This window comes from Serratia sp. TSA_7 (assembly GCF_052692135.1).
Genome location: NZ_JBQZFU010000003.1, coordinates 124,197 through 150,411, shown reverse-complemented (window position 1 = coordinate 150,411; position 26,215 = coordinate 124,197). Strand labels below are relative to the sequence as shown.

Below are 26,215 nucleotides of genomic sequence, written 5' to 3'. Positions count from 1 at the left end.
TGTAAATTTAATTTAAGCAACGCCCAACAAATTCTCGTTTGTTGGGCGTTTTTGTTGATGGCATCTGTATTGTGCATATGATTTATCGCCATACCGAAAACTGACGTTGAAGCTATCCATGTAATACTGAGTAAGCTCTACCGGCAACGGTTCGCCGGGCCCCAGGACGCCAGTACATACCGGCACCAATGTCAGGCAGGCTGATAGTATCGTGGTCACGACCTTCCCTGCGGATCTCGTCCAGGAGCTGCAAGATTTTATCTTGTGGCAGCCGGATGCAACGGAAGTCGGTGTTGAAGCTATCTACGTGATGGTCAGCAAGCCTTATGGGGAAAGCAATGCCAAAGGCAAGTACAGCGGGCGCGACTTCCATACGGAGAAAGCCGGCGGGCCTATCCAGAATCTGGACTGGAAAACCGCTAAAATTGACCGTGCAGGTGTAGACAAGGTAAAACTGCATACAGGCCGGTTTGGAGAGCAAGCCGATAATAAGGTGATGGTCGACCGTCTGGAGAGAATTCTGAAAGGAGAGCTTGTCGCCACTGATACCGATAAACGCTTCTATACGCATGAAGTCAGAGAACTTGAGCGTTATCGGAATCTGGGGGTTAAAGATGGGGATATACCAGAAAATTATGATGAAGTTTTGAATAACACTCATACAGCAACTCTGGAAGACTATAAAGTTAATGAGATAAATGAGCCTTTGTATACGCCTGAAGCCGAAGAGGCGTATCGAAAATCAGAGGAGGGGAAATGATGTTAGATCTTGAAGGTATTTACAAAAATGAAAGTGTAGAGGATGTTCTTTTGCATTTTGCCCCACGGACACCATATCCTAGTATTGATCGGATGTATGTTCGTTACAAATTTGACGTTATTGCAAATGGTGAGTTATTAAAAACACACCAACGATTGTTTAAAGAAGGAAAATTGAAAAAAACCGGAAAACCATTACCGGAAAAAGGCCCTAACTGGAAAGCCCCAAAGTTCGTGACCGAGAAAAAATACGGTATCGAATAGCCTCCGGACTCTTCCTGTAAATTTAATTTAAGCAACGCCCAACAAATTCTCGTTTGTTGGGCGTTTTCATTAATAGCCTCTCACTATGCTATCCACTTATCTATGCCCTTCAAGGCCGCCCTTCGTAACCATCCCAGTAGGTGGCAACGGCTGAATCCAGCAGGATCTGTCGTTGTTTTTGCGGATTATCCGTCGAATATTTGCGATTGATAAATATCCCTTTTTGCCCTACGTCACTGAGGAATTCAGGGCTGCGGAACTCAGCCTCCCTCTGCTGTGCCTGCTGGCGCGTCATGCCATTAGCCCGATCGGTTTTCCCTATCTGATAGAACTGGTCAAAAAACGGAATGGACGATTTTATCGAGTCCGAAATCTGCGTACGGGTATTGGGATCAAAGTGCACCTGGGCCAGTTGATGAATGGCATGCCGGGCGTGACGTTCAGGGCTGGTTTGCTGGCCGGCGCAAGCGCTCAGGAACAGCGCGGAACACAAGATAAGGGTACGGGGGGCTATCAGGATCATTATTCTTCCTTGAAAAGTCTATTGCGATACCGCCACCGGCATCACGTTGAAAAAGCATTGAGTATCGATGTCTTCAACCGACCTCTTGCCCGATAAGGGAAAACTAACTCTTTGTTATTAAGGTACAGGATAATACAAGCAGCCGGAGTCTGCAGGATGTTTTGGCGGCTTTGCCGGCGCCCCCCTTGATCCGAGATTGTTGCCCCTGGCAGAACGCATAATGCGGTCATTTTTTTATCGTTTTGTGATCGTCGCCCCAAACCGGGAACGTTCCCATTCCATAAAAAAAGGGGAATGACTAAGCTTTGATCATTACTCAGCCAACACCTCTGCGCCTTACCCAAAAAAGGTACTTTATAATGAGCAAAGTTAAGCAACAGGATATCGACCGCCTGATTGTACTGGTGGGCGGACGCGATAACATCGCCACCGTCAGCCATTGCATTACCCGGTTACGTTTCGTCCTTAACGACCCCGCCAAAGCCAACCCAAAAGAAATAGAAACCTTGCCGATGGTCAAAGGCTGCTTCACCAACGCCGGTCAGTTCCAGGTGGTGATTGGCCCGGAGGTCGGCGATTACTATCAGGCGTTGATCGCCACCACCGGCGTCAACGAAGCCGACAAGGAGCAGGCCAAGGTAGCGGCGCGCCAGAACATGACCTGGAGCGAGCGGGCTATCTCCCACTTCGCCGAAATCTTCTTCCCGCTGCTGCCGGCGCTGATCAGCGGCGGTCTGATCCTCGGCTTCCGCAACGTGATCGGCGACATCCCGATGTCCGGCGGCCAGACGCTGGCGCAAATGCACCCGGCGTGGAAAACCATCTACGATTTCCTGTGGCTGCTCGGTGAAGCAATCTTCATGTTCCTGCCGGTGGCCATCTGCTGGTCGACGGTGAAAAAAATGGGCGGCACGCCGGTGCTCGGCATCGTGCTGGGCATCACGCTGGTCTCCCCGCAGTTGATGAACTCTTACCAACTCGGGCAGCAAGTGCCGGAAGTGTGGAACTTCGGCTGGTTCGCCATTCAGAAAGTCGGCTATCAGGCGCAGGTGATCCCTTCCATGCTGGCCGGTATGGCGCTGGGCTGGATTGAAACCCGCCTGAAAAAGATCGTGCCCGATTACCTGTATCTGGTGGTGGTGCCGGTCGTTTCACTGCTGCTGGCGGTATTCCTGGCGCACGCGCTGATCGGGCCGTTTGGCCGCATGATCGGCGACGGCGTGGCCTGGGCGGTGAAAGCCGTCATGACCGGCAGCTTCGCCCCGATTGGCGCCGCGCTGTTCGGCTTCCTGTATGCGCCGCTGGTGATTACCGGTGTACATCAGACCACGCTGGCTATCGACATGCAGATGATCCAGAGCATGGGCGGCACCCCGGTTTGGCCGCTGATTGCGCTGTCCAACATTGCGCAGGCTTCTGCGGTATTGGGCATTATCATCGTCAGCCGCAAGGCCAACGAGCGTGAAATCTCGGTACCGGCGGCGATTTCCGCTTACCTCGGCGTCACCGAACCGGCGATGTACGGGATCAACCTGAAGTACCGCTTCCCGATGCTGTGCGCGATGATCGGCTCCGCCTTCGCCGGCCTAATCTGCGGCCTGGACGGCGTGATGGCCAATGGCATCGGCGTCGGCGGTTTGCCGGGTATTCTGTCCATCAAACCGCAGTTCTGGCTGGTTTACTCGGCGGCGATTGTGGTGGCCGTGGTGATCCCAATGCTGCTGACCATCATGGTCTATAAGCGCAAAGCTGCCCGCGGCGAACTGCCGGTCTGATTGAAATGTAGGGGCCCGGTACACCGGGCCCGTTGTCACGATTCAAAGGTATAATTATGAGCAATCCAATCCCCTGGTGGCAGAACGGTGTCATCTACCAAATCTATCCGAAGAGTTTTCAGGACAGCACCGGTAACGGCTACGGCGATCTGGCCGGTGTGACCCAGCGGCTGGACTATCTGCAGGAACTGGGCGTCGACGCCATCTGGCTGACGCCGGTGTATGTCTCCCCGCAGGTGGACAACGGTTATGACGTGGCGGATTACTGCGCCATCGACCCGGCCTACGGCACCATGGAGGATTTCGACAGTCTGATCGCCGCCGCCCACCAGCGCAGCATCCGTATCGTGATGGATATGGTATTCAACCATACCTCGACCGAACACCCGTGGTTCCAGGCTTCGCAAGATCCTGACAGCCCGTTCCGCCCGTTCTATGTCTGGCGCGACGGCGAAGGCGATGCGTTGCCGAACAACTGGCGTTCCAAGTTCGGCGGCAATGCCTGGCAGTGGCACGCCGACAGCGGCCAGTATTACCTGCACCTGTTCGCCACCGAACAGGCGGACCTCAACTGGGAACACCCGCCGGTGCGCGAGGAGCTGAAAAAAGTGTGTCAGTTCTGGGCGGACAAGGGCGTCGACGGCCTGCGTCTCGACGTGATCAACCTGGTCTCCAAGCAGCAGGATTTCCCGTCCGATCCCCAGGGCGACGGCCGCCGTTTCTACACCGACGGCCCACGCATTCACGAATTTCTGCAAGAGATGAGCCGCGACGTGTTCCAACCGCGTGGCCTGATGACCGTCGGCGAAATGTCCTCCACCACGCTGGAACATTGCCAACGGTATGCGGCGCGCAACGGCGAAGAGCTGTCGATGACCTTCAACTTCCACCATCTGAAAGTGGACTACGCCGGCGGCGAAAAATGGACGCTGGCGGCGCCGAACTACGTCGAACTGAAGCAGATTTTCCGCCACTGGCAGCAAGGCATGCATAACCGCGCCTGGAACGCGCTGTTCTGGTGTAACCACGATCAGCCGCGCATCGTCTCGCGCTTCGGCGATGAGGGCGAACTGCGGGTGCCGGCCGCCAAGATGCTGGCCATGGTGCTGCACGGCATGCAGGGCACGCCGTATATTTATCAGGGCGAAGAGATTGGCATGACCAACCCGGGCTTTAGCGCCATCGGGCAGTATCGCGATGTGGAAAGCCTGAACATGTATGCCGAACTGAGCGCTCAGGGCAAGAGCGACGCCGATCTGCTGGCGATCCTGGCCAGTAAATCACGCGATAACGGCCGCACGCCGATGCAGTGGAGCGCCGCGCCGAACGCCGGTTTCACCCAAGGCACACCGTGGATCGGTTGCGCGGAAAACTACCCGCAAATCAATGCCGAAGCGGCGCTGGCCGATCTGGATTCGGTGTTTTACGCCTACCGCCAGTTGATCACCCTGCGCAAGCAGTATCCGCTGCTGACCCACGGCGACTACCAGGATCTGGCGCCTGCGCACCCGGCGCTGTGGTGCTACCAGCGTAGCTGGAACGGGCAGCGTTTGCTGGTGGCAGCCAACCTGAGCCGCGAACCGCTGGCCTGGGAAGCCGAAGGCGTGGAGCCCTCTAACCAGTGGCGCCCGCTGATGGGCAACTACGCCGATGCGGCGGACCAACCGCAGGCGATGACCCTGCGGCCGTTCGAAGCGGTATGGTGGCTGTTGGAGGACTAAATAACTGCGTTTAATACCGCTACACCCTAAGCTTGAGGTGGGTGGGCGTCATGGCAGGTTAGCCGACCGTTGAGCGCGGGGATGCGCGATACGAGCCCCCAGGGACGGGTTCACGGCGTGTCGGCGCTCTGCATGACCCTGTAGCACTATTCGGCGCAGCTATTTAGCAGCCACTCTGTGGGCACAGTGCGGCAACCCGCTGCGCCCTACAATTTTTGCAGCAACTTCACCACCCCGGCAGCCTCTTGCGCCAGGCGTTCATCGCTCATATCAAACACTCCCTGCACCAAATGCGGCGGCAGATAATCCATGCCGGTCAGGTTGGCCATGGCATTGAACGGACGCAACAGATCCGCCACCGGATAGCGGTTGTAGCCTTCCGGCGTATAAGCCTGCGGATTGCCACCAGTGGTCACCACCAGTTGCAGCGGTTTGCCGTGCAGTTTGGTGCCTTCGCTGCCGTAGGCGAAACCGTAGGTTAATACCGCATCCTGCCATTCGCTGAGGATCGCCGGCGAGCTATACCAGTAAAACGGGAACAGCATCACCACCGCGTCGTGGCTTTGCAGCAGTTCCTGTTCGCGGGCCACGTCGATACGGTAATCCGGATAAGTGCGCATCAGTTCATGCACGGTAACCTTGGGCTGCGTGTTCAGCGCTTCGATCAGCGCCTTGTTGACGCGTGAATCATCGGGAAAGCGGTGAGCGGTTAACGCTAAAATACGTGACATACGAGATCCTCGGTTGAAAATTGATATCGCATTTTTCCATTTCCTTCGCCCAGGGTGTAGGCTGTTCTTTGTCACTTCAATTTCAACTGAAAGTATCAACCACTATGTCGCTGCCCTTTGACGTGCATCGCCTGCTGCCGGCTTTTCTCAGCGCCGCCCAGGCGCAAAACTTTTCCGCCGCCGCCCGTCAGTTAGGCGTTACCCCGGCGGCGGTCAGCAAAAATATCCGCGTACTGGAAGAAAAGCTGGCGCTGCGTCTGTTCCAGCGCAACACCCACAACGTGGTGCTGACCGACGAAGGCAAAGCGCTGCTGGCGCAGGTGGCACCGCTGTGGCAGGCGCTGTCCGCCACGCTGGAAAACGCCGGCGGCACGCAGCAAGATCCCTCAGGCACCGTGCGCGTCAGCATGATCCCCGGCTTCGGCCGCCAGATGCTGATGCCGTTGATCCCGCAGTTCCTTGAGCGTTATCCGCAGATCGATCTCGATCTTTCGCTGGATGCGCGAGTCGTCAATCTGGTGGGCGAAGGCTTTGACGTGGGTATCGGCAGCCGGGTCGATCCCGACAGCCGGCTGGTGGCGCGGCCGCTGTATCAGATGCAGATGGTGTTGGCGGCGTCACCCGGTTATCTGGCGCAGCGCGGCACGCCGCAGGATCCTGACGATCTGTTGCGGCATAACTGCCTACTGCACCGCAATCCGGCCAACGGCCGTAGCGTAAAATGGCCGCTGCGCCGGCACGGCGAAACCAAACCCCTGGAGTTGCACGGCCGCCTGGTCGCCAGCCGGCCGGAGATGCTGCTGGACGCCGCGTTGGCCGGGCTGGGTATCGCCTGCCTGGCGCGCTGGTACACAGAGCCCCATTTTGCGCAGGGTACTCTGCAACCGGTGCTGCCGGATTGCTGGCCGCAACCGACGCAGCTGTGGCTGTACTACGCCTCTGCAGACCTGCCGCCACGGGTGCGCGCCTGGGTCGACTTCCTGCTGGCGCATTTTCGCGATCGCCCGTGAGCAGATTGACGTCTGTACAGCTTGCGCACGCTCTTCCGCTTTCCTTGTCCTACATCAAAAGAACCCCGCCAATATCTATATATAGTGTTTAAAGAAAACAAATAACCTATATATGGTAGTTATCCACAAAGTCATCCACACGCTGCCGTAGCCCTTGTGCGCTGCGGCGTTGCCCTGTGGATAACCTATCCTTCGGGGAACAAGGAGTCGCAACGTGAAACCAATAGTGATTAAACGGGACGGTTGTCAGGTCTCTTTTGACGAGGCACGTATTGGGCAAGCTATCGAACGGGCCGCACTGGCCGTCGGGATTGTCGATGCCGATTACTGCGCAACCGTGGCCCGGGTGGTCGCTCAACGGATGGCGCAACAGCCGCGCGTGGATATCCATGACATTCAGCAGGCGGTGGAAAATCAGCTGATGGCTGGCGAATACAAGCAGCTGGCGCGCGCCTATATCGAATACCGCCACGATCGCGACGTGGCGCGCGAGCTGCGCGGGCGGCTGAACCAGGAGATCCGCGGCCTGGTCGAGCAAAGCAATATGGCCTTGCTGAACGAGAACGCCAACAAGGACAGCAAAGTGATCCCCACCCAGCGCGATCTGCTGGCCGGGATCGTCGCCAAACACTACGCCAAGCAGCACATTCTGCCGCGTGACGTGGTGCTGGCGCATGAGCGCGGCGAGATCCACTACCACGATCTCGACTATTCGCCGTTCTTCCCGATGTTCAACTGCATGTTGATCGATCTGAAAGGCATGCTGACCAACGGCTTCAAGATGGGCAATGCCGAGATCGAACCGCCGAAGTCGATCTCCACCGCCACCGCCGTGACCGCCCAAATTATCGCGCAGGTGGCCAGCCATATTTATGGCGGCACCACCATTAACCGCATCGACGAGATCCTCGCGCCTTTCGTCAGCGAAAGCTTCGAAAAACACCGCCAGGTGGCAGAACAGTGGCAGATCCCGGACGCGCAGGGCTATGCGATGGCGCGCACCGAGAAAGAGTGTTACGACGCCTTTCAGTCGCTGGAATACGAGGTTAACACCCTGCACACCGCCAACGGCCAAACGCCGTTCGTCACCTTCGGCTTCGGCCTGGGCACCTGCTGGGAATCGCGGCTGATTCAGCGTTCAATCCTGAAAAACCGTATCGCCGGGCTGGGCAAGAACCGCAAGACCGCAGTATTCCCCAAACTGGTATTCGCCATCCGCGACGGCCTGAACCACCAGTACGGCGACCCGAACTACGACATCAAGCAACTGGCGCTGGAATGCGCCAGCAAGCGCATGTACCCGGATATTCTCAATTACGATCAGGTGGTGAAGGTCACCGGCTCGTTCAAGACACCGATGGGCTGCCGCAGCTTCCTCGGCACCTACGAGGAAGATGGCGAACTGGTGCACGACGGCCGCAATAATATCGGCGTGATCAGCCTGAACCTGCCGCGCATTGCGCTGGAAGCGGCCGGCGACGAGGCGCGTTTCTGGCGTCTGCTGGATCAGCGGCTGCTGCTGGCGAAAAAGGCGCTGATGACGCGTATCGCACGCCTGGAAGGCATCAAGGCGCGTGTTGCCCCGATCCTGTATATGGAAGGTGCCTGCGGCGTAAGGCTGAAGGCGGACGACAATATCGCCGACATCTTCAAAAATGGCCGCGCGTCGATTTCTCTGGGCTATATCGGCCTGCATGAAACCATCAATGCGCTGTTCGGCAACGAGCAACACGTTTACGACAATGCCGCGCTGCGCGCCAAAGCGGTCGCCATCGTCGAACGCCTGCGCACGGCCACCGACAGTTGGAAAGCAGAGACCGGCTACGGTTTTAGCCTCTACAGCACCCCAAGCGAGAACCTGTGCGATCGCTTCTGCCGGCTGGACACCGCCGATTTCGGCGTGGTGCCGGGCGTTACCGACAAGGGTTATTACACCAACAGCTTCCATCTCGACGTGGAAAAAAAGGTCAATCCATACGACAAACTGGACTTTGAGGCGCCTTATCCACCCTTGGCCAACGGCGGTTTCATCTGTTACGGCGAATACCCCAACCTGCAACACAATTTGAAAGCGCTGGAAGACGTGTGGGATTACAGCTACAGCCGCGTGCCTTATTACGGCACCAACACACCGATCGATGAGTGCTACGAGTGCGGCTTTACCGGCGAATTCGCCTGTACCAGCAAGGGCTTTACCTGCCCGAAATGCGGCAACCACGAGCCGTCCAAGGTGTCGGTCACCCGCCGGGTGTGCGGCTACCTCGGCAGCCCGGATGCCAGGCCGTTCAACGCCGGCAAGCAGGAAGAGGTGAAGCGCCGGGTGAAACACCTCGGCAATGGGCAGCTCGGCTGAAAAATGCCGTTAAACCTATGCATAAGCCTGTTCATCAGGCGTTATTGTCGCCGCCAGTTTGTCTTCGGCCAGCGCGTAAAAACCGGAGCGTACACGCAGTACGTGAGGATTTTATTCGCGTTGCTCACCCTACGGGCCGCCCTCTGTAGGGCGTTCAAAATGCAATGCATTTTGTTAGCACTGCCCGGAGGCAAAATGGTAAGTAAAATAGCCTGATGGGCAGGCCTCAGATGAATTATCACCAGTACTACCCTATCGATGTGGTCAATGGCCCCGGCACCCGCTGCACGCTGTTTGTCGCCGGTTGCGTGCACCAATGCGTCGGCTGTTACAACAAAAGTACCTGGCGGCTGAATTCCGGCCGGCCTTTTACTCAGGAAATGGAAGACCGGCTGATTGCCGATCTCAACGACGCGCGCATTCCGCGCCAGGGGCTGTCGCTGTCCGGTGGCGATCCGCTGCACCCGGCCAACGTCCCGTCGATTTTGCAACTGGTGAAACGGGTAAACGCCGAGTGCCCCGGCAAGGATATCTGGCTATGGACCGGCTACCGGCTGGCGGAGCTGGATGCGCAGCAGATGCAGGTGGTGGACAGGATTAACGTATTGATTGACGGCAAGTTTGTGCAGGATCTGAAAGACCCGGCGCTGATCTGGCGCGGCAGCGCTAACCAGGTGGTGCATAAGCTGCGTTGACCCAACAACACACGGCTCAACCTGTATTAGCCCAGACTCGACCTGGCGCAACTCAGCATAGAGCCAATCTGACAGGCAACTCTGTGCCAAAAGAGGACGTCGCTAAGTCCGCATTGCAATAATTATTGGGGGGCAGGTCAATGGACCTGCGTGAATGATTTCACGCAGGAATAGCATTGGCATAATCACCTGTTCTTATGCCAAATCAAACATCATGCGGTGATTGAATGTTTTACTGCATACTCTTCTTTGCTGACAGGAGTATAAGAATGATTGATCACACCGGATTCAGCGTCACCAATCTTGAAGACAGTAAACTGTTTTACACAAGTGTTCTGGCAAGCCTTGGTCATATTGCACGGCTTGAAATCCCGGATAAAGCGGTAGGTTTTGGTCCTGCCAGACCCGATGAAGGGTCAGATCCGGGAGGCGCGTTCTGGATCGCACAGGGCACGCCCGCCACGCCCCGGATGCATCTTGCCTTCAGTGCAAAAAACAAAGAGGAAGTGGACGCATTCCACTCTACCGCCCTCCGGGCTGGTGGAAAAGATAATGGTGCACCGGGATACAGGCCTCAGTATCACCCTGGATATTACGCCGCGTTTATCCTTGATCCTGATGGGTACAATATTGAGGCTGTTTACCACGAGACACGATAATGACTCGCGGCTCGGAAGTTTCTGGATTACCAACGGCTATGCATCTTTTATAAAATAACATTTCTATTTAGGTGTGAATAAAGAGTGTAAGCCAATTGATGAGTTTGACATTACTGCAACAGTATCAGGAAAGCCTTACATCATTTACTGTACGTCCGCTTCTCGCTCAAAGCCGACTGCCAGATAAAATTTTGTTCTATCGTAGAAACTGTCAGTTCAGCTCTTAGCGAGTACAGCTCAACATTATCGTCGATAACGAGCCCGGATTTTCGCTTTGAATATAGCCATTCTTTTTTCTACATCGGAATGGCTTATATAAACCGCTTTACCGGTTCTTAAACGTTCAAAGGCGGCATCCACTCTCTCGCGCAACTCTTCCTCTTGGGGCATAAACTTCGCGTCCATTTCAGGTTTATTCCTCTGTTCCATTTTCATCTCCTCCTTTGAGACATCATCGGGCCACCAATAACCAGCAATAGACTACATCAATCCCATTCCCACCAGACCCGTCACGATCCCGCACAACACCACCAGCGCAGCCGTCAGGCACAGCGCTTTGGCGGAGAAGACTTTGTTCAGCATCAGCAATGAAGGCAGGCTGACCGCCGGCAGGGTCATCAGCAGCGCCAGCGCCGGGCCGGTGCCCATGCCCGCCAGCATCATGGTCTGCACAATCGGGATTTCCGCTGCGGTGGGGATCACGAACAGGCAACCGGCGATCGCCAGGGCGATAATCCACAGCAGGCTATTGTCTATCGCCCCATCGGCATGCGGGAACAGCCACACGCGCGCCGCACCCAGCGCCAGCACCGCCACAATGTAAACGGGAATGGTCGCCCAAAACAGCGCCCACAGCGCTTTCAACCAGCGACCGAGGAACGGCCGCTCCTCGGTTTTCACCCGCGGCACCGCCGACGCTTGCAACGCGGCCGGCTGCGGATCCCTGGCGGTGACCCGTTGCACCAGCCAGGCGACGCCCAGCACCATAATCACCCCGGCCACCAGCCGGATAGCGGCAAACGGCCAGCCGAGCACAAAACCCATAAAAATCAACGTTGCCGGATTCAACACCGGGTTGCTCAACCAGAACGCCATCGCCGCGCCGCTGGAGACCGACTGACGCCGCAGCCCGGCGGCCACCGGTGCTGCACAGCAAGTACACATCATGCCCGGCAGCGCGATCGCCGCGCCCAGCAGGGTGCCGGAGAAACGCGGGTGGCCCAGGGTGCGCACCAGCCAGTCGCGTGGGATCAGCACTTGCACCAACGAGCCCAGCAACACGCCGAGCACCGCCGCCTTCCACACCGCAGTGAAATACACCAGCGCATAGTGCCAGGCCGCCAGCCACGGGCTGCTGTCGGCATTGGCCAGAATCGATTTGCCGATGGAGTGCGTGTCCGCCGCCAGAAAAGCCTTGCCGTAATAAGGCTGCCATTTGACGTAGTAGAGGCCGATAGCCACCACCAGCAGGAACAGAATCGGTTTCCACAACGGCCAGGCGCGAGCGGTATTTTCAGGAGCGGTCAAAGGTTGCGGCATAGGGTTGGCTCAGGTCAGTGCATCAATAGCGCTAGCTTAGCGCGCCGTCGGCCCCTGCGCATCATCGGCCTGTCCAAAATAGTTCATCTGTTCGCCACCGGCACGTAACGCGATTGTCATCTGGCGGCGGCAACATAATGCCAACTTGAAAGCCACAGGACATACCCGTCGCCTTTCAAGCCGTAGCGTTGTTAGCTGCAATTTGAAAGTCATAGGGCAAGCACCAGCACTGTAAGAAATCCTGATAAATCATAGAGTTTAATAGGTTCCGGCACGCCGAGGTTTTTATTATGATGGACTTATCTAGACATCCGACCAGTTTTCCCACCCGTTACCAGCAGATCGCCGCGCAGCTGGAGCAAGAGTTGCGCACCCAATACCGCTGTGGCGACTATCTGCCTTCCGAGCAACAGTTGGCGGATCGCTACCAGGTCAATCGCCATACCCTGCGCCGCGCGGTGGATCAGCTGGTCGATCGCGGCTGGCTGCAACGCCGGCATGGCATCGGCATATTGGTGCTGATGCGCCCCTATGACTACCCGCTGCATGCCAATACCCGCTTTAGCCAGAACCTGTTCGAGCAGGGCAGCCACCCCACCAGTGAGCGCTTACTCGCTGTGTTACGCCCGTGCAATGGGCATATCGCCAGCGCGCTATCGCGTGAAGAAGGCGAAACGGTGATCCACCTGCGCACCCTGCGCCGGGTCAACGGCGTGCCGATGAGCCTGATCGACCATTATCTGCCCGATCTGGACTGGTGGCTGGCCCTGCAACAGTTCCACAACGGCTCCCTGCACGAATTTATCGAACAGCATATCCACCAGCCGCTGACCCGCAGCCAGACGCGCATCAGCGCCCGCCGGGCCCAGGCCAAAGAGAGCCGGCTGCTTGAGATCGCTACCCACGCGCCGCTGCTGTGCGTACGCACCCTGAACGTCTGCACCGGCAGAGACAACGTGGCGGAATACTCCGTCAGCCTGGCGCGCGCCGACATGATTGAACTGACGATGGAGCACTAAATGCAAGCCTTACAGCCGAGACAACGCTGGATGTCGGTACTGGCGCACAGCCAACCGGCCCAGCTGCGCAGCCACTGGCAGGCGCTGAACCTCAGCCCGCGCTACCAAAGCATTCGCGCGCCGGAAATTGGCCTGGCGCAACTGCAAGGGCGCATGGGTGCCACCGGCCGCCGCTTTGTGCTGGGCGACATGACCGTCACCCGTGCGGTGGTGCAGCTGGAAAACGGCGGCTATGGCTACAGCTATATCGCCGGGCGCGACAAGGCCCACGCCGAACTCTGCGCGCTGGCGGACGCCCTGCTGCAACAGCCGGATCAGACCGAATTGCTGCAACAGCGGCTGATTGAACCGCTGGCCGCCTTGCTGCACGAACAACGCCAGTTGCGCGCCCGCTCTGTCGCCTCCAGCCGGGTCGACTTCTTTACGCTGGTTCGGGGGGATTGACCGATGAGCCTGTTAACCGGATTTGAACAGCCGATAGAACAATCGCAGCACGCTTTCCGCCTGATTCTCAAGGCGTTAAGCGAACCCGGCCATACCGTCACACTGCAAGGCGGCCCGGCCTGGGGCGCACTGAACGCGGCCAGCACCGCCGCGTTACTGACGCTGGCGGATCAGGAAACCCCGATCCAGCTGTGTGAAGCCTTTAAAAGTGAGCAAGTGCTAACAAACATACGCTTCCACAGCGGTGCGCCATTGGCGGTGCAGCCTGAAGAAGTCTTTTTTGCGCTGTTCGACGCACAGCTGCAGACCGCCGATTTACTGGCGCTGCCGCACGGCAGTGAAATCTCGCCGGAATTCGGCGCTACGGTCATCGTGCAGCTCAATGGGCTGGAACAAGGCACCCCGCTGCGCCTCACCGGCCCCGGCATTGAGCGCCAACGCAAGGTCTCACCGCAGTTGCCGCCGGCGCTGCTGGATTTTCTCATTAACCGCCCGCTGCGCTTTCCGCTGGGGCTGGATATTTTGCTGACCTGCGGCGATCGCCTGCTGGCGCTGCCGCGGACCACCCGCGTGGAGGTGTGCTGATGTACGTAGCCGTTAAAGGGGGCGAAAAAGCCATTGAGGCCGCCCATCAGTTACAGGAACAGCTGCGGCGCGGCGACGACGGCGTGCCGGCGCTCGGCATCCGGCAGATTGAACAACAACTGGGGCTGGCGGTGGATCGGGTGATGACCGAAGGCGGCATTTACGATCCCGAACTGGCCGCGCTGGCCATCAAGCAGGCGAGCGGCGATCTGGTCGAGGCGATTTTCCTGCTGCGCGCCTACCGCACCACCTTGCCGCGTCTGGCGGTCAGCGAACCGCTGGCGACCGAAAACATGCGGCTGGAACGCCGTATCTCGGCGGTTTACAAGGACTTGCCCGGCGGGCAGGTGCTGGGCCCAACCTACGATTACACCCACCGGCTGCTGGATTTTGCCCTGCTGGCGGAAGGTGAAGCACCGCGCGCGCCGCAGGCCGACGAACCGCTGCCGGAAAATTGCGCCCACGTGTTTGATTTGCTCAGCCAAGAACAGTTGGCACTGGCGGAACTGGACGACGGCAGCGTGCCGGACGACATCACCCGCAACCCACCGGTTTACCCTTGTTCACGCTCGGCGCGGCTGCAACAGCTGGTGCGCGGTGACGAAGGTTTCCTGCTGGCGCTGAGCTACTCCACCCAACGCGGCTACGGCCGTACCCACCCGTTCGCCGGTGAGATCCGTACTGGCTACGTTTCGCTGGAGATCGTGCCTGAAGAGCTGGGTTTCGCGGTAGATATCGGCGAAATTCTGCTGACCGAATGTGAAATGGTCAACGGCTTTGTCGACCCGGAAGACCGGCCGCCGCACTTCACCCGCGGTTATGGCCTGGTGTTTGGCCGCGCCGAGCGTAAAGCGATGAGCATGGCGCTGGTGGACCGCGCACTGCAAAGCCCCGAGTACCAGGAAGGCGTCGCCAGCCCGGCGCAAGATGAAGAGTTCGTGCTGGCCCATGCCGACAACGTCGAAGCCGCCGGCTTCGTTTCCCACCTCAAACTGCCGCACTACGTTGACTTCCAGGCCGAGCTGGAGCTGCTCAAGCGCCTGCGGCAGGAGTTCAGCGAGCGTCAGGAGGCCCGCAATGAGTGAAGTATTGACCGGCTATAACCTTGGCTATCTCGACGAGCAAACCAAACGCATGATCCGTCGCGCCATCCTCAAGGCCGTGGCGATCCCCGGCTATCAGGTGCCGTTCGGCGGCCGCGAGATGCCGATGCCTTACGGTTGGGGCACCGGCGGCATTCAGCTGACCGCCAGCGTGATTGGCCGCGCCGACGTGCTGAAGGTGATCGACCAGGGCGCCGACGACACCACCAACGCGGTGTCTATTCGCCGCTTCTTCCAGCGCGTTGCCGGGGTAGCCACCACCGAACGCACGCCGGAAGCCACGCTGATCCAGACCCGGCACCGCATTCCGGAAACCGCGCTGCACGAAGACCAGATCCTGATTTATCAGGTGCCGATCCCGGAGCCGCTGCGCTTTATCGAACCGCGCGAAACCGAGACCCGCAAAATGCACGCGCTGGAAGAGTACGGCGTGATGCAGGTGAAGTTGTACGAGGACATTGCGCGCTACGGCCATATCGCCACCACCTACGCCTATCCGGTGAAGGTCAACGATCGTTACGTGATGGACCCTTCGCCGATCCCGAAATTCGACAACCCGAAAATGCACATGATGCCGGCGCTGCAACTGTTCGGCGCCGGGCGCGAGAAGCGCATCTACGCCCTGCCGCCGTTCACCAAGGTGGAAAGCCTGGACTTCGACGACCATCCGTTCAGCGTGCAAAAGTGGGATGAACCCTGCGCGCTGTGCGGCTCGCGCCACAGCTATCTGGATGAGGTGGTGCTCGACGACCAGGGCAACCGCATGTTCGTTTGCTCAGACACCGACTACTGCCGGCAGCAGCTGGCGCAACCTTCGCAAGAGGCGCAGCACTGATGATTTCCCAACCCCTGAGCACCACGCCGCTGTTGTCGGTGGCCAACCTCACCCATTTGTACGCGCCGGGTAAAGGTTTTAGCGACGTCTCTTTCGATATCTACCCCGGTGAAGTGCTGGGCATCGTCGGCGAATCCGGCTCCGGTAAAACCACGCTGCTGAAATCCATCTCCGCACGGCTGGCGCCGCAGCACGGGCAGATCCTCTATCGCCCGCAGGCCGGGCAACAGCACGACCTGTACGCGATGGCGGAGAGCGATCGCCGCCGCCTGCTGCGCACCGACTGGGGCGTAGTGCATCAGCACCCGCTCGACGGGCTGCGGCCCAAAGTATCCGCCGGCGGCAACATCGGCGAACGGCTGATGGCCATCGGCCAGCGTCACTACGGCGACATCCGCCGGCAGGCTGCCCAGTGGCTGGAGGACGTGGAGATCCCGGTGTCGCGCCTTGACGATCTGCCGACCACCTTCTCCGGCGGCATGCAGCAGCGGCTGCAAATCGCCCGCAACCTGGTGACCCACCCGAAGCTGGTGTTCATGGACGAGCCGACCGGCGGGCTGGACGTCTCGGTGCAGGCACGGTTGCTCGATCTGCTGCGCAATCTGGTGGTGGAAATGCAGTTGGCGGCGGTGATCGTCACCCACGATCTGGGCGTGGCGCGCCTGCTGGCGCACCGGCTGCTGGTGATGAAAGAGGGCCAGGTGGTGGAAAGCGGCCTGACCGACCGGGTGCTGGACGATCCGCACCATCCTTATACCCAGCTGCTGGTTTCTTCGGTGCTGTCGTAACACTAGGGGATAACAATGACGATTCAAATCCGGGTTGAACACCTCAGCAAAACCTTCGTGCTCCACCAGCAGCACGGCACGCGCCTGCCGGTGCTGCATGACGCCAACATGACGGTCAGCAGCGGCGAATGCGTGGTGCTGCATGGCCACTCCGGCAGCGGTAAATCCACCCTGCTGCGCTCGCTGTACGCCAACTACCTGCCCGACAGCGGCCATATTTGGGTCAATCATCAGGGCGAATGGCTGGACATGGTGCAGGCCGAAGCGCGCCAGATCCTGGCGGTCCGCCGCCACACCCTCGGCTGGGTCAGCCAGTTTCTGCGGGTGATCCCGCGCATCAGCGCGCTGGACGTGGTGATGCAACCGCTGTTGGAACAGGGCGTCGACCGTGCCGAATGCCGCGAGCGCGCCGAGACGCTGCTCAACCAGCTCAACGTGCCGCAGCGCCTGTGGCAGTTGGCACCCTCGACCTTCTCCGGCGGTGAACAGCAGCGGGTGAATATCGCGCGCGGCTTTATTGTCGATTACCCGATTTTGCTGCTGGACGAACCGACCGCCTCACTCGACAGCCGCAACAGCGCGGCGGTGGTCGGCCTGATAGAACAGGCCAAGCAGCGCGGCGCAGCGATCGTCGGCATTTTCCATGACGAAGGCGTTCGCCAACAGGTCGCCGACCGGTTATACGACATGCAAGCGCCCCAGGCGCTGGAGATCTTCTGATGATCATCAATAACGTGAAACTGGTGCTGGCAGACCAGATTGTCGAGGGTTCGCTGGAGATTAACGACGGCGTGATCCGCAGCTTCGCCGATACGCCGAGCCAACTGCCGCAGGCGCTGAACGGTGAAGGCGGCTGGCTGCTGCCGGGGCTGATTGAGTTGCACACCGACAATCTGGACAAGTTTTTCACCCCGCGGCCCAACGTCGACTGGCCGGCGTATTCGGCAATGAGCAGCCATGATGCGCTGATGGTCGCCAACGGCATCACCACGGTGCTGGACGCAGTGGCGATCGGCGACGTGCGCGACGGCGGCCACCGGCTGGAGAACCTGCAAAAAATGATCGACGCGGTGATCCACAGCCAGCGCGCCGGGGTCAACCGCGCCGAGCATCGGCTGCACCTGCGTTGCGAACTGCCGAACGAGAGCACCCTGTCGCTGTTCGAGCAGTTGATGGACAAACCGGGGGTATCGCTGGTGTCGCTGATGGACCATTCGCCGGGCCAGCGCCAGTTCGCCTCGCGTGAAAAATACCGTGAGTATTATCAGGGCAAATATCATCTCAATGACCAACAGATGAGCGAGTACGAAGAGCAGCAGATCGGGCTTTCCGCCCGCTGGGCCACGCCGAACCGCGAGGCGATCGCCGCCCACTGCCGGGCGCGCAAAATTTCCCTCGCCAGCCACGACGACGCCACCGCCGAACACGTGGCCGAGTCCTGCGCGCTGGGCAGCGCGATTGCCGAGTTCCCAACCACCGAGGACGCCGCCCGCGCCTCGCACCGGCAGGGGTTGCAGGTCCTGATGGGCGCACCGAACATCGTGCGCGGCGGCTCCCATTCCGGCAACGTGGCAGCGCACCATCTGGCAGCGCTGGGGGTGTTGGATATTCTGTCTTCCGACTATTACCCGGCCAGCCTGCTGGATGCGGCATTCCGCATCGCGGCCGACGAACGTAACGGCTACGGCCTGCCGCAGGCGGTGCAGATGATCACCAGCAACCCGGCGAAAGCGCTGGATCTGCACGATCGCGGCGCCATCGCCGAGGGGCTGCGGGCGGATCTGGTGTTGGCGCGGCCGCACGGCGAGCACATCTACGTGCAGAACGTCTGGCGCCAGGGCAAGCAGGTGTTCTGATGGCGCAGCTTATCTACTTGATGGGGCCTTCCGGCTCCGGCAAAGACAGCCTGCTTGCGCAGCTTAGGGCCGATGCCGACAGTGCGCCGCTGGTGGCGCACCGTTATATCACCCGGCCGGCGGATGCCGGCTGCGAAAACCATATTGCGCTCAGCGAACCTGAGTTTCTGCGCCGCCGTGCCAAGGGACTGTTCGCTCTCGACTGGCAGGCGCACCAGCAGCATTACGCGTTTGGGATCGAAGTGGATCTTTGGCTGTTGCAGGGGATCGACGTGGTGGTCAACGGTTCGCGCGCCCATCTGCCGCAGGCGCAGCAGCGCTACGGTGCGCAGCTGTTGCCGGTCTGCCTGCAGGTCAGCACCGAAGTGCTGCGCCAACGCCTGCAAAACCGTGGGCGTGAAGACGCCGCGCAAATCGAACAACGGCTGGCGCGGGCGGCGGAGTACCAGCAAAGGCTGCCCGCCGGTTGCCGCCTGCTGGCGAACGATGGCGACCTGCAAGACACCCTGACGGCGCTGCTGGCGCTGTTACCGGCTTCAACCAAATACCCCCAGGACGCCACGCAATGAACGACTTTGCACAACCGAGAATCGGCGACAACGTGATCCTTAACCGCACCCGGCTCGGCCAGTACGTACATTTGGCCGACGATGCGATCCTCGAAGAGGTGGAAATGGGCGACTATTCTTATACCGCCGGGCACAACCAGATTTTTTACGCCACCCTCGGCAAGTTCGTGTCGATCGCCTCTTACGCACGCATCAATCCCGGCAACCACCCAACCTACCAGCGCATCGCCCAGCACCACTTCACCTACCGCGCTTCCGAGTACGGTCTGGGGGAAGATGACGAGGCTTTCTTCGACTGGCGGCGCGAGCACCACGTCACCGTCGGCCACGACGTGTGGATCGGCCATAACGCCATCCTGATGCCCGGCGTGAGCGTCGGCAACGGCGCGGTGATCGGCAGCGCGGCTGTGGTGACCAAAAACGTCGAGCCTTATGCGATCGTCGCCGGGGTAGCGGCTAAAAAGATCGGCATGCGCTTTGACGATGCCTTGATTGAACGCATCGAACGCAGCCAGTGGTGGCACTGGGATCATCAGACATTGCAGGAACGATTGGCGGATTTCCGCGATATCAACGCCTTTGCGGAGAAGTATCTTTAAGCGGGGAGGATGTATGCAATTGACGTTTCTCGGCACCGGCGGTGCCCAGCAGATCCCGGTTTTCGGTTGCGATTGCCTGGTGTGCCAGCGGGCGCGGCGCGAACCGGCATTCCGGCGGCGGCCATGCAGTGCGATGCTCAAATTTCAGGGGGAAACGACCTTGCTGGATGCGGGATTGCCGTCGCTGGAACGGCGCTTTTCGGCGGGGGAAATTCAACGTTTTTTACTGACACATTACCACATGGATCACGTTCAGGGGTTATTTCCTTTGCGCTGGGGGTGCGGAAATTTCATTCCGGTGTACGGCCCGGCGGATGAACAAGGCTGCGACGATCTGTTTAAACACCCCGGTATTCTGGCGTTTCAACCGCCGTTAACCCCCTTCGAAAGGGTTGAACTGGGTGGGCTGCATATCACCCCGCTGCCGTTGCAACATTCCAAACCGACGTTGGGTTATCTGGTCCAGGCAGAAGGCTACGCGCTGGCCTATCTGACCGATACCGTCGGCCTGCCGCCGGACACCGAGGCTTTCCTGCGCAATATAACGCTGGATCTGCTGGTGCTCGACTGCAGCTTGCCGCCACAACCCCAGGCGCCGCGCAATCATAACGATCTGACCCGCGCTCAGGAGACACAACAACATTTGCAGCCCGGCCGCACGCTACTGACGCATATCAGCCATCATCTCGATTTATGGCTGATGGACAACGAACTGCCGCCGGGCATGGAACTGGCTTTCGATAATCTCAGTGTACATTGCCATAGCGATGCAGTTGGTCGGACTCCAGCACCGTAACGCCGCTGCCGGGGCTGAACGCCTGCTCCAGCAGGGTCTGCGCCACGTCTTTGGCGGCAACCGAGCGCCACTTGCCCGGTAGCAGTTTGAACAGCGGCGCGGTGAGCCGCTCCAGTAAACGCGGCGACGGGCGGTTGCCCAACAGCATCGACGGACGCACCAGCGTCAGGCGTGGCCAGTTCTGCTCACGCAACGCCTGTTCCATTTCGCCTTTGGTACGGTTGTAGAGGAATGACGAACGCGGGTTAGCCCCCACGGCGCTGACGACCAGACAATGCTGCGCCCCCAACCGCCGCCCGGTCAGCGCGCTTTCGACGACTAACTGATAATCGACATAGCGGAAATTGGCATCGCTGCCAGCCGCTTTACGGGTAGTGCCCAGGCAGCAGAAAATAATATCGATGGGTTGCTGCAGGCCACTCAGCAACGCGAGCAGATCCTCGCCCACCGGGTTATCTGTTTTTTCGTTTGCGGGCAGCGGTTGGCGCGTCGGCGCCACAATCGCCGTCACCTGCGGATCGTCTTGCAACTGTTGCAACAGCTCGCTGCCCACCAGCCCGGTGGCCCCTACGATTAATACCCGTGCCATGCGCTTCCCCATGCCGATTGATGACTCTGAAAAAGTATAGTGTGTTGCGTTCAGGCCCGCGTCCAATGCAGTTTCTTACCAAATCCAAGGGTGTTGTCGGTCATCTTCACTTCCTGCAAATTCAGCTGCCACACCGGCGCTTTCATCATTTTGGCAACCGGGAACCGCTTGCAGTAACGGGCGCGCGCCAGCGCCTCTTCATCGCCGCTCAGCATCACCGCCTCGGCGCGGTACTGCACGCCGCGGATCAGCGCGATGGTCTTTGGCTTTGGCGCAATAGTGCCCACCACACGGGCATTTTGCAGCATCAGCTCGCCGTGGCGGGTGTGGGTTTCGGTCATCAGCCACAACGCCATCTGCTCGGCGTCAAACACGTAAAAACAGTTGGCGCACCACATGTCCAGGCCGTTGCCGGCGCACAGCGTCAGCACATGCTGCTTGCCGATAAAATGAGTAATAAGCTGCTGCTGTTCAAGATTGTTCACATCACTTCTCCCCTTCAGTGGCGCTATCTTATATCGATTATGGAAGGGCTGCAGCGTCGACAAAAACAACAAAGCCATCAACTCGCGTATCAAGTTGATGGCTTTGAAATTGTGTATGACCCGACAACCTCAGGATGCTGCCGAGTGAGGCACAAGCTAACGCATTATATTATTATGGGTGGTTACCTGGATCATCAATATCGATACATTCACCGTTCGGCCAACAAATTATATTTTCTTTATGTTCTACACGGTCAAACTTAGACAGCTCAACAGCGAAAGCAGAGCCGTTAGCGGCTAACAGCAAAGCGCCCATCAGAAAGTATTTCATAGTAACTCCATTTAATTGAGTGATTAATTAACTTGCTCTCATGCCCTGAGAGTGAAATCAATTTATTACCTGGTGATTTAATCCTCAATAAAAACATCATTAAATTAATGAATTTTAATAACTTCAATTAAAAAAACACATCTTAATTTTCATTAATTACCATAAAAATCAGCAAATTAAAAACAAATCGCACACATAAAAAATAAACCTTATCTTACCTTATTTTCAGGTTTATTTTAAATAACAATGCCACCAAAAAAGACTGCCAAGTTTATTTTGGTTTATATTCGGCTTAATAATCTTGCTAATTAATAAATAGCCATGGAATTTAATGCATTGTCTGTCGTAACCTTGATCTTTTCAAGCCACAGTATAAATACGTTCAACTTAATGAAAAATAGCAAAATGCAATTATATTTCCATCGGTTTTGAAACGGCCTTTACGGCAGTGAACACATCGACTCCATTTCTGCAGCCATGCCCAGCTTTCTAAGCTGCCTGTACGGCAGTGAACCGTTGAAGATTAGCGCTAATCAGCTGATTATTGAAGAGTAACATCACGATTCCCCCCAAAAGGCTTTTTTCAGCCTGCCCATTCTGCATGTTTAAAATCAACAAGTTAAAACATGTCGAAAAAAAAGGGTTCAGCGGCAGCCTGACGTTGCCTATAGTAACGCTCAACTCTCAACGGGGACCCAATGATGGACATTCCAACCTGGCACCTCTATATGCTGCGTTTGCCGAACGGCATGCTGTATACGGGCATCACCACCGACGTAACGCGGCGGCTGGCACAGCATCAGGCGGGCAAAGGCGCCAAGGCGTTACGGGGAAAGGGGGAGCTGACTCTGGCGTTTCACTGCCGGGTGGGGGATCGCTCGACGGCGCTGAGGCTGGAATATCGGGTAAAGCAGCTGAGCAAAATACAAAAAGAGCGATTGGTAAGTCACCCGCCGCCCTCATTGGATTATTTACTGCCGAGCGCTGAGGTTAAAGCCGGTTAAACGGCTCGGAATATTCCACCGCCCCGCTCACGTCGTTCAGCGCGTCTTCCGCCAGCGGATAAACCTGGAACGCGGCTTCGGCACCCGGCCAGCGGCAATGCAAGCCATAGGCAGCGGCCGGTTTAAAGCCGAAACGGCCGTAGTAAGCCGGATCGCCCAGCACCACCACGGCGGCGTAACTGAACTCGTTCAGGGAATCCAGCCCTTCGTAAATCAGCTTTTCACCCAGCCCCTGGCGACGCAAGCTTTCATCCACCGCCAGCGGCGCCAGACCGACCCACTGCCGGTCTTCTCCGGCGACATCAACCGGGCTGAACGCGGCATACCCCACCACGCCGCCTTCGTCGTCGGTGGCGACAATGCCCAGGGTCAGCAGGCCGTCTTCGCGCAGTTGCTGCACCAGATCGGCCTCGTCATCTCGCCCAAAGGCGCGGCGCAGCAAGGCATCGATCCCCGCCGCGTCTACCGGAATTTCTACGCGGATCAGCATGCTACCGGCACACGGGAAGTCTGCACCGTGCCCTCCTGCAATCCTGCTTCCACAAATTCAGCCAGTTGCAGCAGGCCAATGCGCAACGGCGCAGGCATGGCTTCCAGCTCGATGGCGTCCATCAGATTTTTTACATACAGGCCCAATTCGGTGTCCCCTTCAATCTGCAGCCGACGCTGAAAGAACAGCGTATCGGGATCTTGCTTACGCGCTGCGATCAGAATCAGATCGTTGGCGTCGCCGCTGAAGCTGACATCAGCTTCGGCGTGGTGGCTGACAACCAGTTTGTCGTTTTCTACCGTCATAAACCAGTGTAGCGCCAGATCGCGAACTTCGATCTTCAACCAGCGCGATTCGAGAAAAGCCAAATCGCCATCCGCCAGCGCCTGGCGGAATTGCCAGCCCAGCACCTGTTCCAGAAGCTGCCGCTGCAAAGCAAACGGCGTGAATTTTAGCGGTACGCGCAGCAGCGACGGCCCTTGGCGCACAATGCGTGCTCGTAGTTGTTCCAACACTGTCGTTCACTCCTTTCAACACAGACTAGCGCTATTTTGCCACATCGGCGCGCACCTGAAGCGGTCTATATCAACAAATAGTGCATTTGGCCGCCAGCTTTATCAATACGCCAGAAGCTGCCTCAAATCAAAACCTGTTCGCCGCGCTTTCACTAAAATTGCTTCCCCGATGGGCGCTTGCCGGTTGAATACCGCCGCCGACAGCCCTTGTTAACCAGGATAAATCTATGGAGCTGCTTTGTCCCGCCGGTAACCTTCCGGCCCTGAAAGCCGCGGTGGATAACGGCGCAGACGCCGTGTACATCGGCCTGAAAGACGATACCAACGCGCGCCACTTTGCCGGCCTCAACTTCACCGAGAAAAAGCTGCAGGAAGCGGTCGATTACGTGCACCGGCACCGCCGCAAACTGCATATTGCCATCAACACCTTCGCCCACCCGGACGGCTATGGCCGCTGGCAACGGGCGGTGGATATGGCGGCGCAACTGGGTGCGGACGTGCTGATCCTGGCCGATTTGGCGATGCTGGAATACGCTGCCGAACGTTATCCGCAACTGGAACGCCATGTCTCTGTGCAGGCTTCCGCCACCAACGAAGAGGCGATCCGCTTTTATCAGCGCCATTTCGACGTCAGCCGGGTCGTGCTGCCGCGCGTGCTGTCGATACATCAAGTCAAACAGTTGGCGCGCACCAGCCCGGTGCCGCTGGAGGTGTTCGCTTTCGGTAGCCTGTGTATCATGGCCGAAGGGCGCTGTTATCTCTCTTCCTACCTGACCGGTGAATCGCCGAATACCGTCGGCGCCTGCTCCCCGGCGCGCTACGTGCGCTGGCAGAAAACCGCACAGGGCATGGAATCGCGCCTGAACGACGTGCTGATCGACCGTTATCGGGACGATGAAAACGCCAGCTATCCGACGCTGTGCAAAGGACGTTATCGGGTGGACGGCGTGCGCTATCACGCGCTGGAAGAACCCACCAGCCTGAACACGCTGGAGCTGTTGCCGGAGTTGCTGGCCGCCAATATCGCTTCGGTGAAGATTGAAGGGCGCCAGCGCAGCCCGGCCTATGTCAGCCAGGTGGCGCACATCTGGCGCCAGGCGATAGACCGCTGCCAAGCCGACCCGGCCACCTACCGGGCAGACGCAGGCTGGATGGAGGCCCTCGGCGCGATGTCCGAAGGCACGCAGACTACGCTCGGCGCCTATCACCGCAAATGGCAGTAGCAGGAGAGACCATGAAATACGCATTAGGCTCGGTGCTGTACTACTGGCCGAAAACCGAGATTGAGAAGTTCTACCGGCAGGCGGTGAACAGCAGCGCGGAGATTATTTACCTCGGCGAGAGCGTCTGCACCAAGCGGCGCGAAATGAAGGTGGGCGACTGGCTGACGCTGGCGCAGGAGATCGCCCGCAGCGGCAAGCAGGTGGTGATTTCCACCCTGGCGCTGTTGCAAGCGCCGTCGGAGCTGAACGAACTGAAACGCTATGTGGAGAACGGCGAGTTTCTGATTGAAGCCAACGATCTGGGCACGGTGAACATGGCGGCGGAGCGCGGCCTGCCGTTCGTCGCCGGGCATGCACTCAACTGCTACAACGCCTACACCCTACGCCTGCTGCACCGCCAGGGGATGGTTCGCTGGTGCATGCCGGTTGAGCTTTCGCGCGACTGGCTGGCCAATCTGCTGGCGCAATGCGACGAGCTGGGTTTCCGCCATCAGTTCGAAGTGGAAGTCTTGAGCTATGGCCACCTGCCGCTGGCCTATTCGGCACGCTGCTTCACCGCTCGCTCGGAGAACCGTGGCAAGGACGAATGCGAAACCTGCTGCATCCGCTACCCGCAAGGGCGGATGATGCGTTCGCAGGAGGAACAGCAGGTGTTTGTGCTCAACGGCATTCAGACGATGAGCGGCTACTGCTATAACCTCGGCAATGAGTTGCCAAGCATGCAAGGGCTGGTGGATATCGTGCGCCTTTCGCCGCAGAGCGCAGAAACGCTGGCGCTGATCGATAACTTCCGCGCTAACGAACAGGGCGCGCAACCGCTGGTTTTGGCCGATAAAGCCGACTGCAACGGCTACTGGCGCCGGGTTGCGGGGTTGGAGCTGGTACAGTAGTGGGATAAATCAAAGGGATGCCGACAACTTTTCTGCTGCCGGCATCTTATTGCTTCTCGTTAAAT

At 58.4% G+C, this 26,215-nt stretch carries 30 protein-coding genes and 1 pseudogene; 22 read left to right on the top strand and 9 right to left on the bottom strand.

Annotated elements, in window-relative coordinates:
• Positions 1–145: 145 nt before the first annotated feature.
• Both ACUTQW_RS13150 and ACUTQW_RS13145 read left to right on the top strand, forming a co-directional pair.
• Positions 146–760, top strand: a pseudogene (locus tag ACUTQW_RS13150) (S-type pyocin domain-containing protein); the annotation flags it as partial.
• Complete coding sequence (locus ACUTQW_RS13145) at positions 760–1,023, top strand: hypothetical protein (RefSeq protein WP_064799996.1); 264 nt, start codon at positions 760–762, stop codon at positions 1,021–1,023. The pseudogene ACUTQW_RS13150 and the gene ACUTQW_RS13145, both read left to right, overlap by 1 nt.
• A gap of 109 nt (positions 1,024–1,132) precedes the next feature.
• On the opposite strand, the gene ACUTQW_RS13140 is transcribed toward ACUTQW_RS13145, so the two are convergent.
• On the bottom strand, positions 1,133–1,546 hold the full coding sequence (locus tag ACUTQW_RS13140) for an Exc2 family lipoprotein (RefSeq protein WP_064799557.1): 414 nt from the start codon (positions 1,544–1,546) through the stop codon (positions 1,133–1,135).
• A 359-nt stretch (positions 1,547–1,905) separates the two neighbouring features.
• Between ACUTQW_RS13140 and treB the strand changes: the two genes are divergently transcribed.
• Positions 1,906–3,321, top strand: a complete 1,416-nt coding sequence (treB, locus tag ACUTQW_RS13135) for a PTS trehalose transporter subunit IIBC (protein ID WP_020438342.1) — start codon at positions 1,906–1,908, stop codon at positions 3,319–3,321.
• A gap of 56 nt (positions 3,322–3,377) precedes the next feature.
• Entirely contained in the window at positions 3,378–5,042 is a 1,665-nt protein-coding gene (gene treC / locus ACUTQW_RS13130; RefSeq protein WP_197912204.1) for an alpha,alpha-phosphotrehalase, read from the top strand.
• A 206-nt stretch (positions 5,043–5,248) separates the two neighbouring features.
• On the opposite strand, the gene ACUTQW_RS13125 is transcribed toward treC, so the two are convergent.
• A complete protein-coding gene (locus tag ACUTQW_RS13125) occupies positions 5,249–5,773 on the bottom strand; it encodes an NAD(P)H-dependent oxidoreductase (protein WP_064799559.1) in 525 nt (174 codons plus the stop codon).
• A 104-nt stretch (positions 5,774–5,877) separates the two neighbouring features.
• Here ACUTQW_RS13125 and ACUTQW_RS13120 point away from each other — a divergent pair, with 104 nt between their 5' ends.
• From ACUTQW_RS13120 to ACUTQW_RS13105, 4 genes are all read left to right on the top strand, one after another.
• Entirely contained in the window at positions 5,878–6,783 is a 906-nt protein-coding gene (locus tag ACUTQW_RS13120) for a LysR family transcriptional regulator (RefSeq protein ID WP_197912205.1), read from the top strand.
• Positions 6,784–6,997: 214 nt separating this feature from the next.
• Positions 6,998–9,136 (top strand): anaerobic ribonucleoside-triphosphate reductase, encoded by a 2,139-nt coding sequence (gene nrdD, locus ACUTQW_RS13115; protein WP_197912206.1) that lies wholly within the window; start codon positions 6,998–7,000, stop codon positions 9,134–9,136.
• Between the two features lie 230 nt (positions 9,137–9,366).
• On the top strand, positions 9,367–9,831 hold the full coding sequence (gene nrdG / locus ACUTQW_RS13110) for an anaerobic ribonucleoside-triphosphate reductase-activating protein (RefSeq protein WP_064799997.1): 465 nt from the start codon (positions 9,367–9,369) through the stop codon (positions 9,829–9,831).
• Between the two features lie 269 nt (positions 9,832–10,100).
• Positions 10,101–10,490: a VOC family protein gene (locus ACUTQW_RS13105; protein ID WP_166728537.1), complete on the top strand. Its 390-nt coding sequence runs from the start codon at positions 10,101–10,103 to the stop codon at positions 10,488–10,490.
• Positions 10,491–10,733: 243 nt separating this feature from the next.
• On the opposite strand, the gene ACUTQW_RS13100 is transcribed toward ACUTQW_RS13105, so the two are convergent.
• Together ACUTQW_RS13100 and ACUTQW_RS13095 are read right to left on the bottom strand one after the other, a co-directional pair.
• Entirely contained in the window at positions 10,734–10,919 is a 186-nt protein-coding gene (locus ACUTQW_RS13100; protein WP_064799998.1) for a hypothetical protein, read from the bottom strand.
• A 51-nt stretch (positions 10,920–10,970) separates the two neighbouring features.
• A complete protein-coding gene (locus ACUTQW_RS13095; protein WP_445654871.1) occupies positions 10,971–12,029 on the bottom strand; it encodes a permease in 1,059 nt (352 codons plus the stop codon).
• A gap of 293 nt (positions 12,030–12,322) precedes the next feature.
• On the opposite strand from ACUTQW_RS13095, the gene phnF reads away from it, so the two are divergent.
• Genes phnF through phnP form a run of 11 tightly spaced genes read left to right on the top strand, consistent with a single transcriptional unit; the run spans position 12,323 to position 20,623 of the window.
• Complete coding sequence (gene phnF, locus ACUTQW_RS13090; RefSeq protein WP_187293378.1) at positions 12,323–13,048, top strand: phosphonate metabolism transcriptional regulator PhnF; 726 nt, start codon at positions 12,323–12,325, stop codon at positions 13,046–13,048.
• Positions 13,049–13,492 (top strand): phosphonate C-P lyase system protein PhnG, encoded by a 444-nt coding sequence (gene phnG, locus ACUTQW_RS13085; RefSeq protein WP_006323306.1) that lies wholly within the window; start codon positions 13,049–13,051, stop codon positions 13,490–13,492.
• 3 nt (positions 13,493–13,495) lie between these two features.
• Positions 13,496–14,077, top strand: coding sequence for a phosphonate C-P lyase system protein PhnH (gene phnH / locus ACUTQW_RS13080; RefSeq protein ID WP_006323304.1), 582 nt, complete (start codon positions 13,496–13,498; stop codon positions 14,075–14,077).
• Positions 14,077–15,162, top strand: a complete 1,086-nt coding sequence (locus tag ACUTQW_RS13075) for a carbon-phosphorus lyase complex subunit PhnI (RefSeq protein ID WP_004952940.1) — start codon at positions 14,077–14,079, stop codon at positions 15,160–15,162. The genes phnH and ACUTQW_RS13075 overlap by 1 nt, the downstream gene beginning before the upstream one ends.
• Positions 15,155–16,015, top strand: a complete 861-nt coding sequence (locus ACUTQW_RS13070) for an alpha-D-ribose 1-methylphosphonate 5-phosphate C-P-lyase PhnJ (RefSeq protein ID WP_004952938.1) — start codon at positions 15,155–15,157, stop codon at positions 16,013–16,015. Before ACUTQW_RS13075 ends, ACUTQW_RS13070 begins: the two co-directional genes overlap by 8 nt.
• Positions 16,015–16,803: a phosphonate C-P lyase system protein PhnK gene (gene phnK / locus ACUTQW_RS13065; protein WP_004952936.1), complete on the top strand. Its 789-nt coding sequence runs from the start codon at positions 16,015–16,017 to the stop codon at positions 16,801–16,803. The genes ACUTQW_RS13070 and phnK overlap by 1 nt, the downstream gene beginning before the upstream one ends.
• Positions 16,804–16,818: 15 nt before the next feature.
• Positions 16,819–17,523: a phosphonate C-P lyase system protein PhnL gene (gene phnL / locus ACUTQW_RS13060; protein WP_004952934.1), complete on the top strand. Its 705-nt coding sequence runs from the start codon at positions 16,819–16,821 to the stop codon at positions 17,521–17,523.
• On the top strand, positions 17,523–18,659 hold the full coding sequence (gene phnM, locus ACUTQW_RS13055; RefSeq protein ID WP_445654870.1) for an alpha-D-ribose 1-methylphosphonate 5-triphosphate diphosphatase: 1,137 nt from the start codon (positions 17,523–17,525) through the stop codon (positions 18,657–18,659). Before phnL ends, phnM begins: the two co-directional genes overlap by 1 nt.
• Positions 18,659–19,228, top strand: coding sequence for a ribose 1,5-bisphosphokinase (gene phnN, locus ACUTQW_RS13050; protein WP_004952929.1), 570 nt, complete (start codon positions 18,659–18,661; stop codon positions 19,226–19,228). The genes phnM and phnN overlap by 1 nt, the downstream gene beginning before the upstream one ends.
• Positions 19,225–19,827, top strand: a complete 603-nt coding sequence (locus ACUTQW_RS13045; RefSeq protein ID WP_004952926.1) for a DapH/DapD/GlmU-related protein — start codon at positions 19,225–19,227, stop codon at positions 19,825–19,827. The genes phnN and ACUTQW_RS13045 overlap by 4 nt, the downstream gene beginning before the upstream one ends.
• 13 nt (positions 19,828–19,840) lie before the next feature.
• Entirely contained in the window at positions 19,841–20,623 is a 783-nt protein-coding gene (gene phnP / locus ACUTQW_RS13040) for a phosphonate metabolism protein PhnP (protein WP_006323298.1), read from the top strand.
• Here phnP and ACUTQW_RS13035 read toward each other — a convergent pair.
• From ACUTQW_RS13035 to ACUTQW_RS13025, 3 genes are all read right to left on the bottom strand, one after another.
• Positions 20,574–21,212 carry an NAD(P)H-binding protein gene (locus tag ACUTQW_RS13035; protein WP_006323297.1) on the bottom strand — a complete coding sequence of 213 codons (639 nt, stop codon included), beginning with the start codon at positions 21,210–21,212 and terminating at the stop codon, positions 20,574–20,576. The genes phnP and ACUTQW_RS13035 overlap by 50 nt on opposite strands.
• Before the next feature lie 50 nt (positions 21,213–21,262).
• Complete coding sequence (locus ACUTQW_RS13030; protein ID WP_006323296.1) at positions 21,263–21,697, bottom strand: YhbP family protein; 435 nt, start codon at positions 21,695–21,697, stop codon at positions 21,263–21,265.
• 172 nt (positions 21,698–21,869) lie between these two features.
• Positions 21,870–22,028: a hypothetical protein gene (locus tag ACUTQW_RS13025; protein WP_020438333.1), complete on the bottom strand. Its 159-nt coding sequence runs from the start codon at positions 22,026–22,028 to the stop codon at positions 21,870–21,872.
• Between the two features lie 701 nt (positions 22,029–22,729).
• Here ACUTQW_RS13025 and ACUTQW_RS13020 point away from each other — a divergent pair.
• Positions 22,730–23,032 carry a GIY-YIG nuclease family protein gene (locus ACUTQW_RS13020; protein WP_006323294.1) on the top strand — a complete coding sequence of 101 codons (303 nt, stop codon included), beginning with the start codon at positions 22,730–22,732 and terminating at the stop codon, positions 23,030–23,032.
• Here ACUTQW_RS13020 and ACUTQW_RS13015 read toward each other — a convergent pair.
• Positions 23,019–23,522 carry a GNAT family N-acetyltransferase gene (locus tag ACUTQW_RS13015; protein WP_006323293.1) on the bottom strand — a complete coding sequence of 168 codons (504 nt, stop codon included), beginning with the start codon at positions 23,520–23,522 and terminating at the stop codon, positions 23,019–23,021. The genes ACUTQW_RS13020 and ACUTQW_RS13015 overlap by 14 nt on opposite strands.
• A complete protein-coding gene (gene ubiT / locus ACUTQW_RS13010; RefSeq protein ID WP_004952907.1) occupies positions 23,516–24,037 on the bottom strand; it encodes a ubiquinone anaerobic biosynthesis accessory factor UbiT in 522 nt (173 codons plus the stop codon). The genes ACUTQW_RS13015 and ubiT overlap by 7 nt, the downstream gene beginning before the upstream one ends.
• Before the next feature lie 227 nt (positions 24,038–24,264).
• Between ubiT and ubiU the strand changes: the two genes are divergently transcribed.
• Together ubiU and ACUTQW_RS13000 are read left to right on the top strand one after the other, a co-directional pair.
• Entirely contained in the window at positions 24,265–25,260 is a 996-nt protein-coding gene (gene ubiU, locus ACUTQW_RS13005; RefSeq protein ID WP_064798614.1) for a ubiquinone anaerobic biosynthesis protein UbiU, read from the top strand.
• A gap of 11 nt (positions 25,261–25,271) precedes the next feature.
• Positions 25,272–26,150, top strand: a complete 879-nt coding sequence (locus ACUTQW_RS13000) for a U32 family peptidase (protein ID WP_064798613.1) — start codon at positions 25,272–25,274, stop codon at positions 26,148–26,150.
• Positions 26,151–26,215 lie beyond the last annotated feature (65 nt).

What these genes read in the sequence shown, in the direction of transcription:
- phnN (WP_004952929.1), top strand. Translation starts at nt 18,659, where the DNA reads ATGGCGCAGCTTATCTACTTGATGGGGCCTTCCGGCTCCGGCAAAGAC.
- ACUTQW_RS13125 (WP_064799559.1), bottom strand. Translation starts at nt 5,773, where the DNA reads ATGTCACGTATTTTAGCGTTAACCGCTCACCGCTTTCCCGATGATTCA.
- ACUTQW_RS13070 (WP_004952938.1), top strand. Translation starts at nt 15,155, where the DNA reads ATGAGTGAAGTATTGACCGGCTATAACCTTGGCTATCTCGACGAGCAA.
- ubiU (WP_064798614.1), top strand. Translation starts at nt 24,265, where the DNA reads ATGGAGCTGCTTTGTCCCGCCGGTAACCTTCCGGCCCTGAAAGCCGCG.
- phnG (WP_006323306.1), top strand. Translation starts at nt 13,049, where the DNA reads ATGCAAGCCTTACAGCCGAGACAACGCTGGATGTCGGTACTGGCGCAC.
- ACUTQW_RS13105 (WP_166728537.1), top strand. Translation starts at nt 10,101, where the DNA reads ATGATTGATCACACCGGATTCAGCGTCACCAATCTTGAAGACAGTAAA.
- phnL (WP_004952934.1), top strand. Translation starts at nt 16,819, where the DNA reads ATGACGATTCAAATCCGGGTTGAACACCTCAGCAAAACCTTCGTGCTC.
- phnK (WP_004952936.1), top strand. Translation starts at nt 16,015, where the DNA reads ATGATTTCCCAACCCCTGAGCACCACGCCGCTGTTGTCGGTGGCCAAC.
- ACUTQW_RS13000 (WP_064798613.1), top strand. Translation starts at nt 25,272, where the DNA reads ATGAAATACGCATTAGGCTCGGTGCTGTACTACTGGCCGAAAACCGAG.
- phnM (WP_445654870.1), top strand. Translation starts at nt 17,523, where the DNA reads ATGATCATCAATAACGTGAAACTGGTGCTGGCAGACCAGATTGTCGAG.
- ACUTQW_RS13025 (WP_020438333.1), bottom strand. Translation starts at nt 22,028, where the DNA reads ATGAAATACTTTCTGATGGGCGCTTTGCTGTTAGCCGCTAACGGCTCT.
- ACUTQW_RS13075 (WP_004952940.1), top strand. Translation starts at nt 14,077, where the DNA reads ATGTACGTAGCCGTTAAAGGGGGCGAAAAAGCCATTGAGGCCGCCCAT.
- ACUTQW_RS13020 (WP_006323294.1), top strand. Translation starts at nt 22,730, where the DNA reads ATGGACATTCCAACCTGGCACCTCTATATGCTGCGTTTGCCGAACGGC.
- ACUTQW_RS13140 (WP_064799557.1), bottom strand. Translation starts at nt 1,546, where the DNA reads ATGATCCTGATAGCCCCCCGTACCCTTATCTTGTGTTCCGCGCTGTTC.
- phnH (WP_006323304.1), top strand. Translation starts at nt 13,496, where the DNA reads ATGAGCCTGTTAACCGGATTTGAACAGCCGATAGAACAATCGCAGCAC.
- ACUTQW_RS13145 (WP_064799996.1), top strand. Translation starts at nt 760, where the DNA reads ATGTTAGATCTTGAAGGTATTTACAAAAATGAAAGTGTAGAGGATGTT.
- ACUTQW_RS13120 (WP_197912205.1), top strand. Translation starts at nt 5,878, where the DNA reads ATGTCGCTGCCCTTTGACGTGCATCGCCTGCTGCCGGCTTTTCTCAGC.
- ACUTQW_RS13100 (WP_064799998.1), bottom strand. Translation starts at nt 10,919, where the DNA reads ATGGAACAGAGGAATAAACCTGAAATGGACGCGAAGTTTATGCCCCAA.
- phnF (WP_187293378.1), top strand. Translation starts at nt 12,323, where the DNA reads ATGGACTTATCTAGACATCCGACCAGTTTTCCCACCCGTTACCAGCAG.
- treB (WP_020438342.1), top strand. Translation starts at nt 1,906, where the DNA reads ATGAGCAAAGTTAAGCAACAGGATATCGACCGCCTGATTGTACTGGTG.
- phnP (WP_006323298.1), top strand. Translation starts at nt 19,841, where the DNA reads ATGCAATTGACGTTTCTCGGCACCGGCGGTGCCCAGCAGATCCCGGTT.
- ACUTQW_RS13095 (WP_445654871.1), bottom strand. Translation starts at nt 12,029, where the DNA reads ATGCCGCAACCTTTGACCGCTCCTGAAAATACCGCTCGCGCCTGGCCG.
- treC (WP_197912204.1), top strand. Translation starts at nt 3,378, where the DNA reads ATGAGCAATCCAATCCCCTGGTGGCAGAACGGTGTCATCTACCAAATC.
- nrdG (WP_064799997.1), top strand. Translation starts at nt 9,367, where the DNA reads ATGAATTATCACCAGTACTACCCTATCGATGTGGTCAATGGCCCCGGC.
- ACUTQW_RS13045 (WP_004952926.1), top strand. Translation starts at nt 19,225, where the DNA reads ATGAACGACTTTGCACAACCGAGAATCGGCGACAACGTGATCCTTAAC.
- ACUTQW_RS13035 (WP_006323297.1), bottom strand. Translation starts at nt 21,212, where the DNA reads ATGGCACGGGTATTAATCGTAGGGGCCACCGGGCTGGTGGGCAGCGAG.
- ACUTQW_RS13015 (WP_006323293.1), bottom strand. Translation starts at nt 23,522, where the DNA reads ATGCTGATCCGCGTAGAAATTCCGGTAGACGCGGCGGGGATCGATGCC.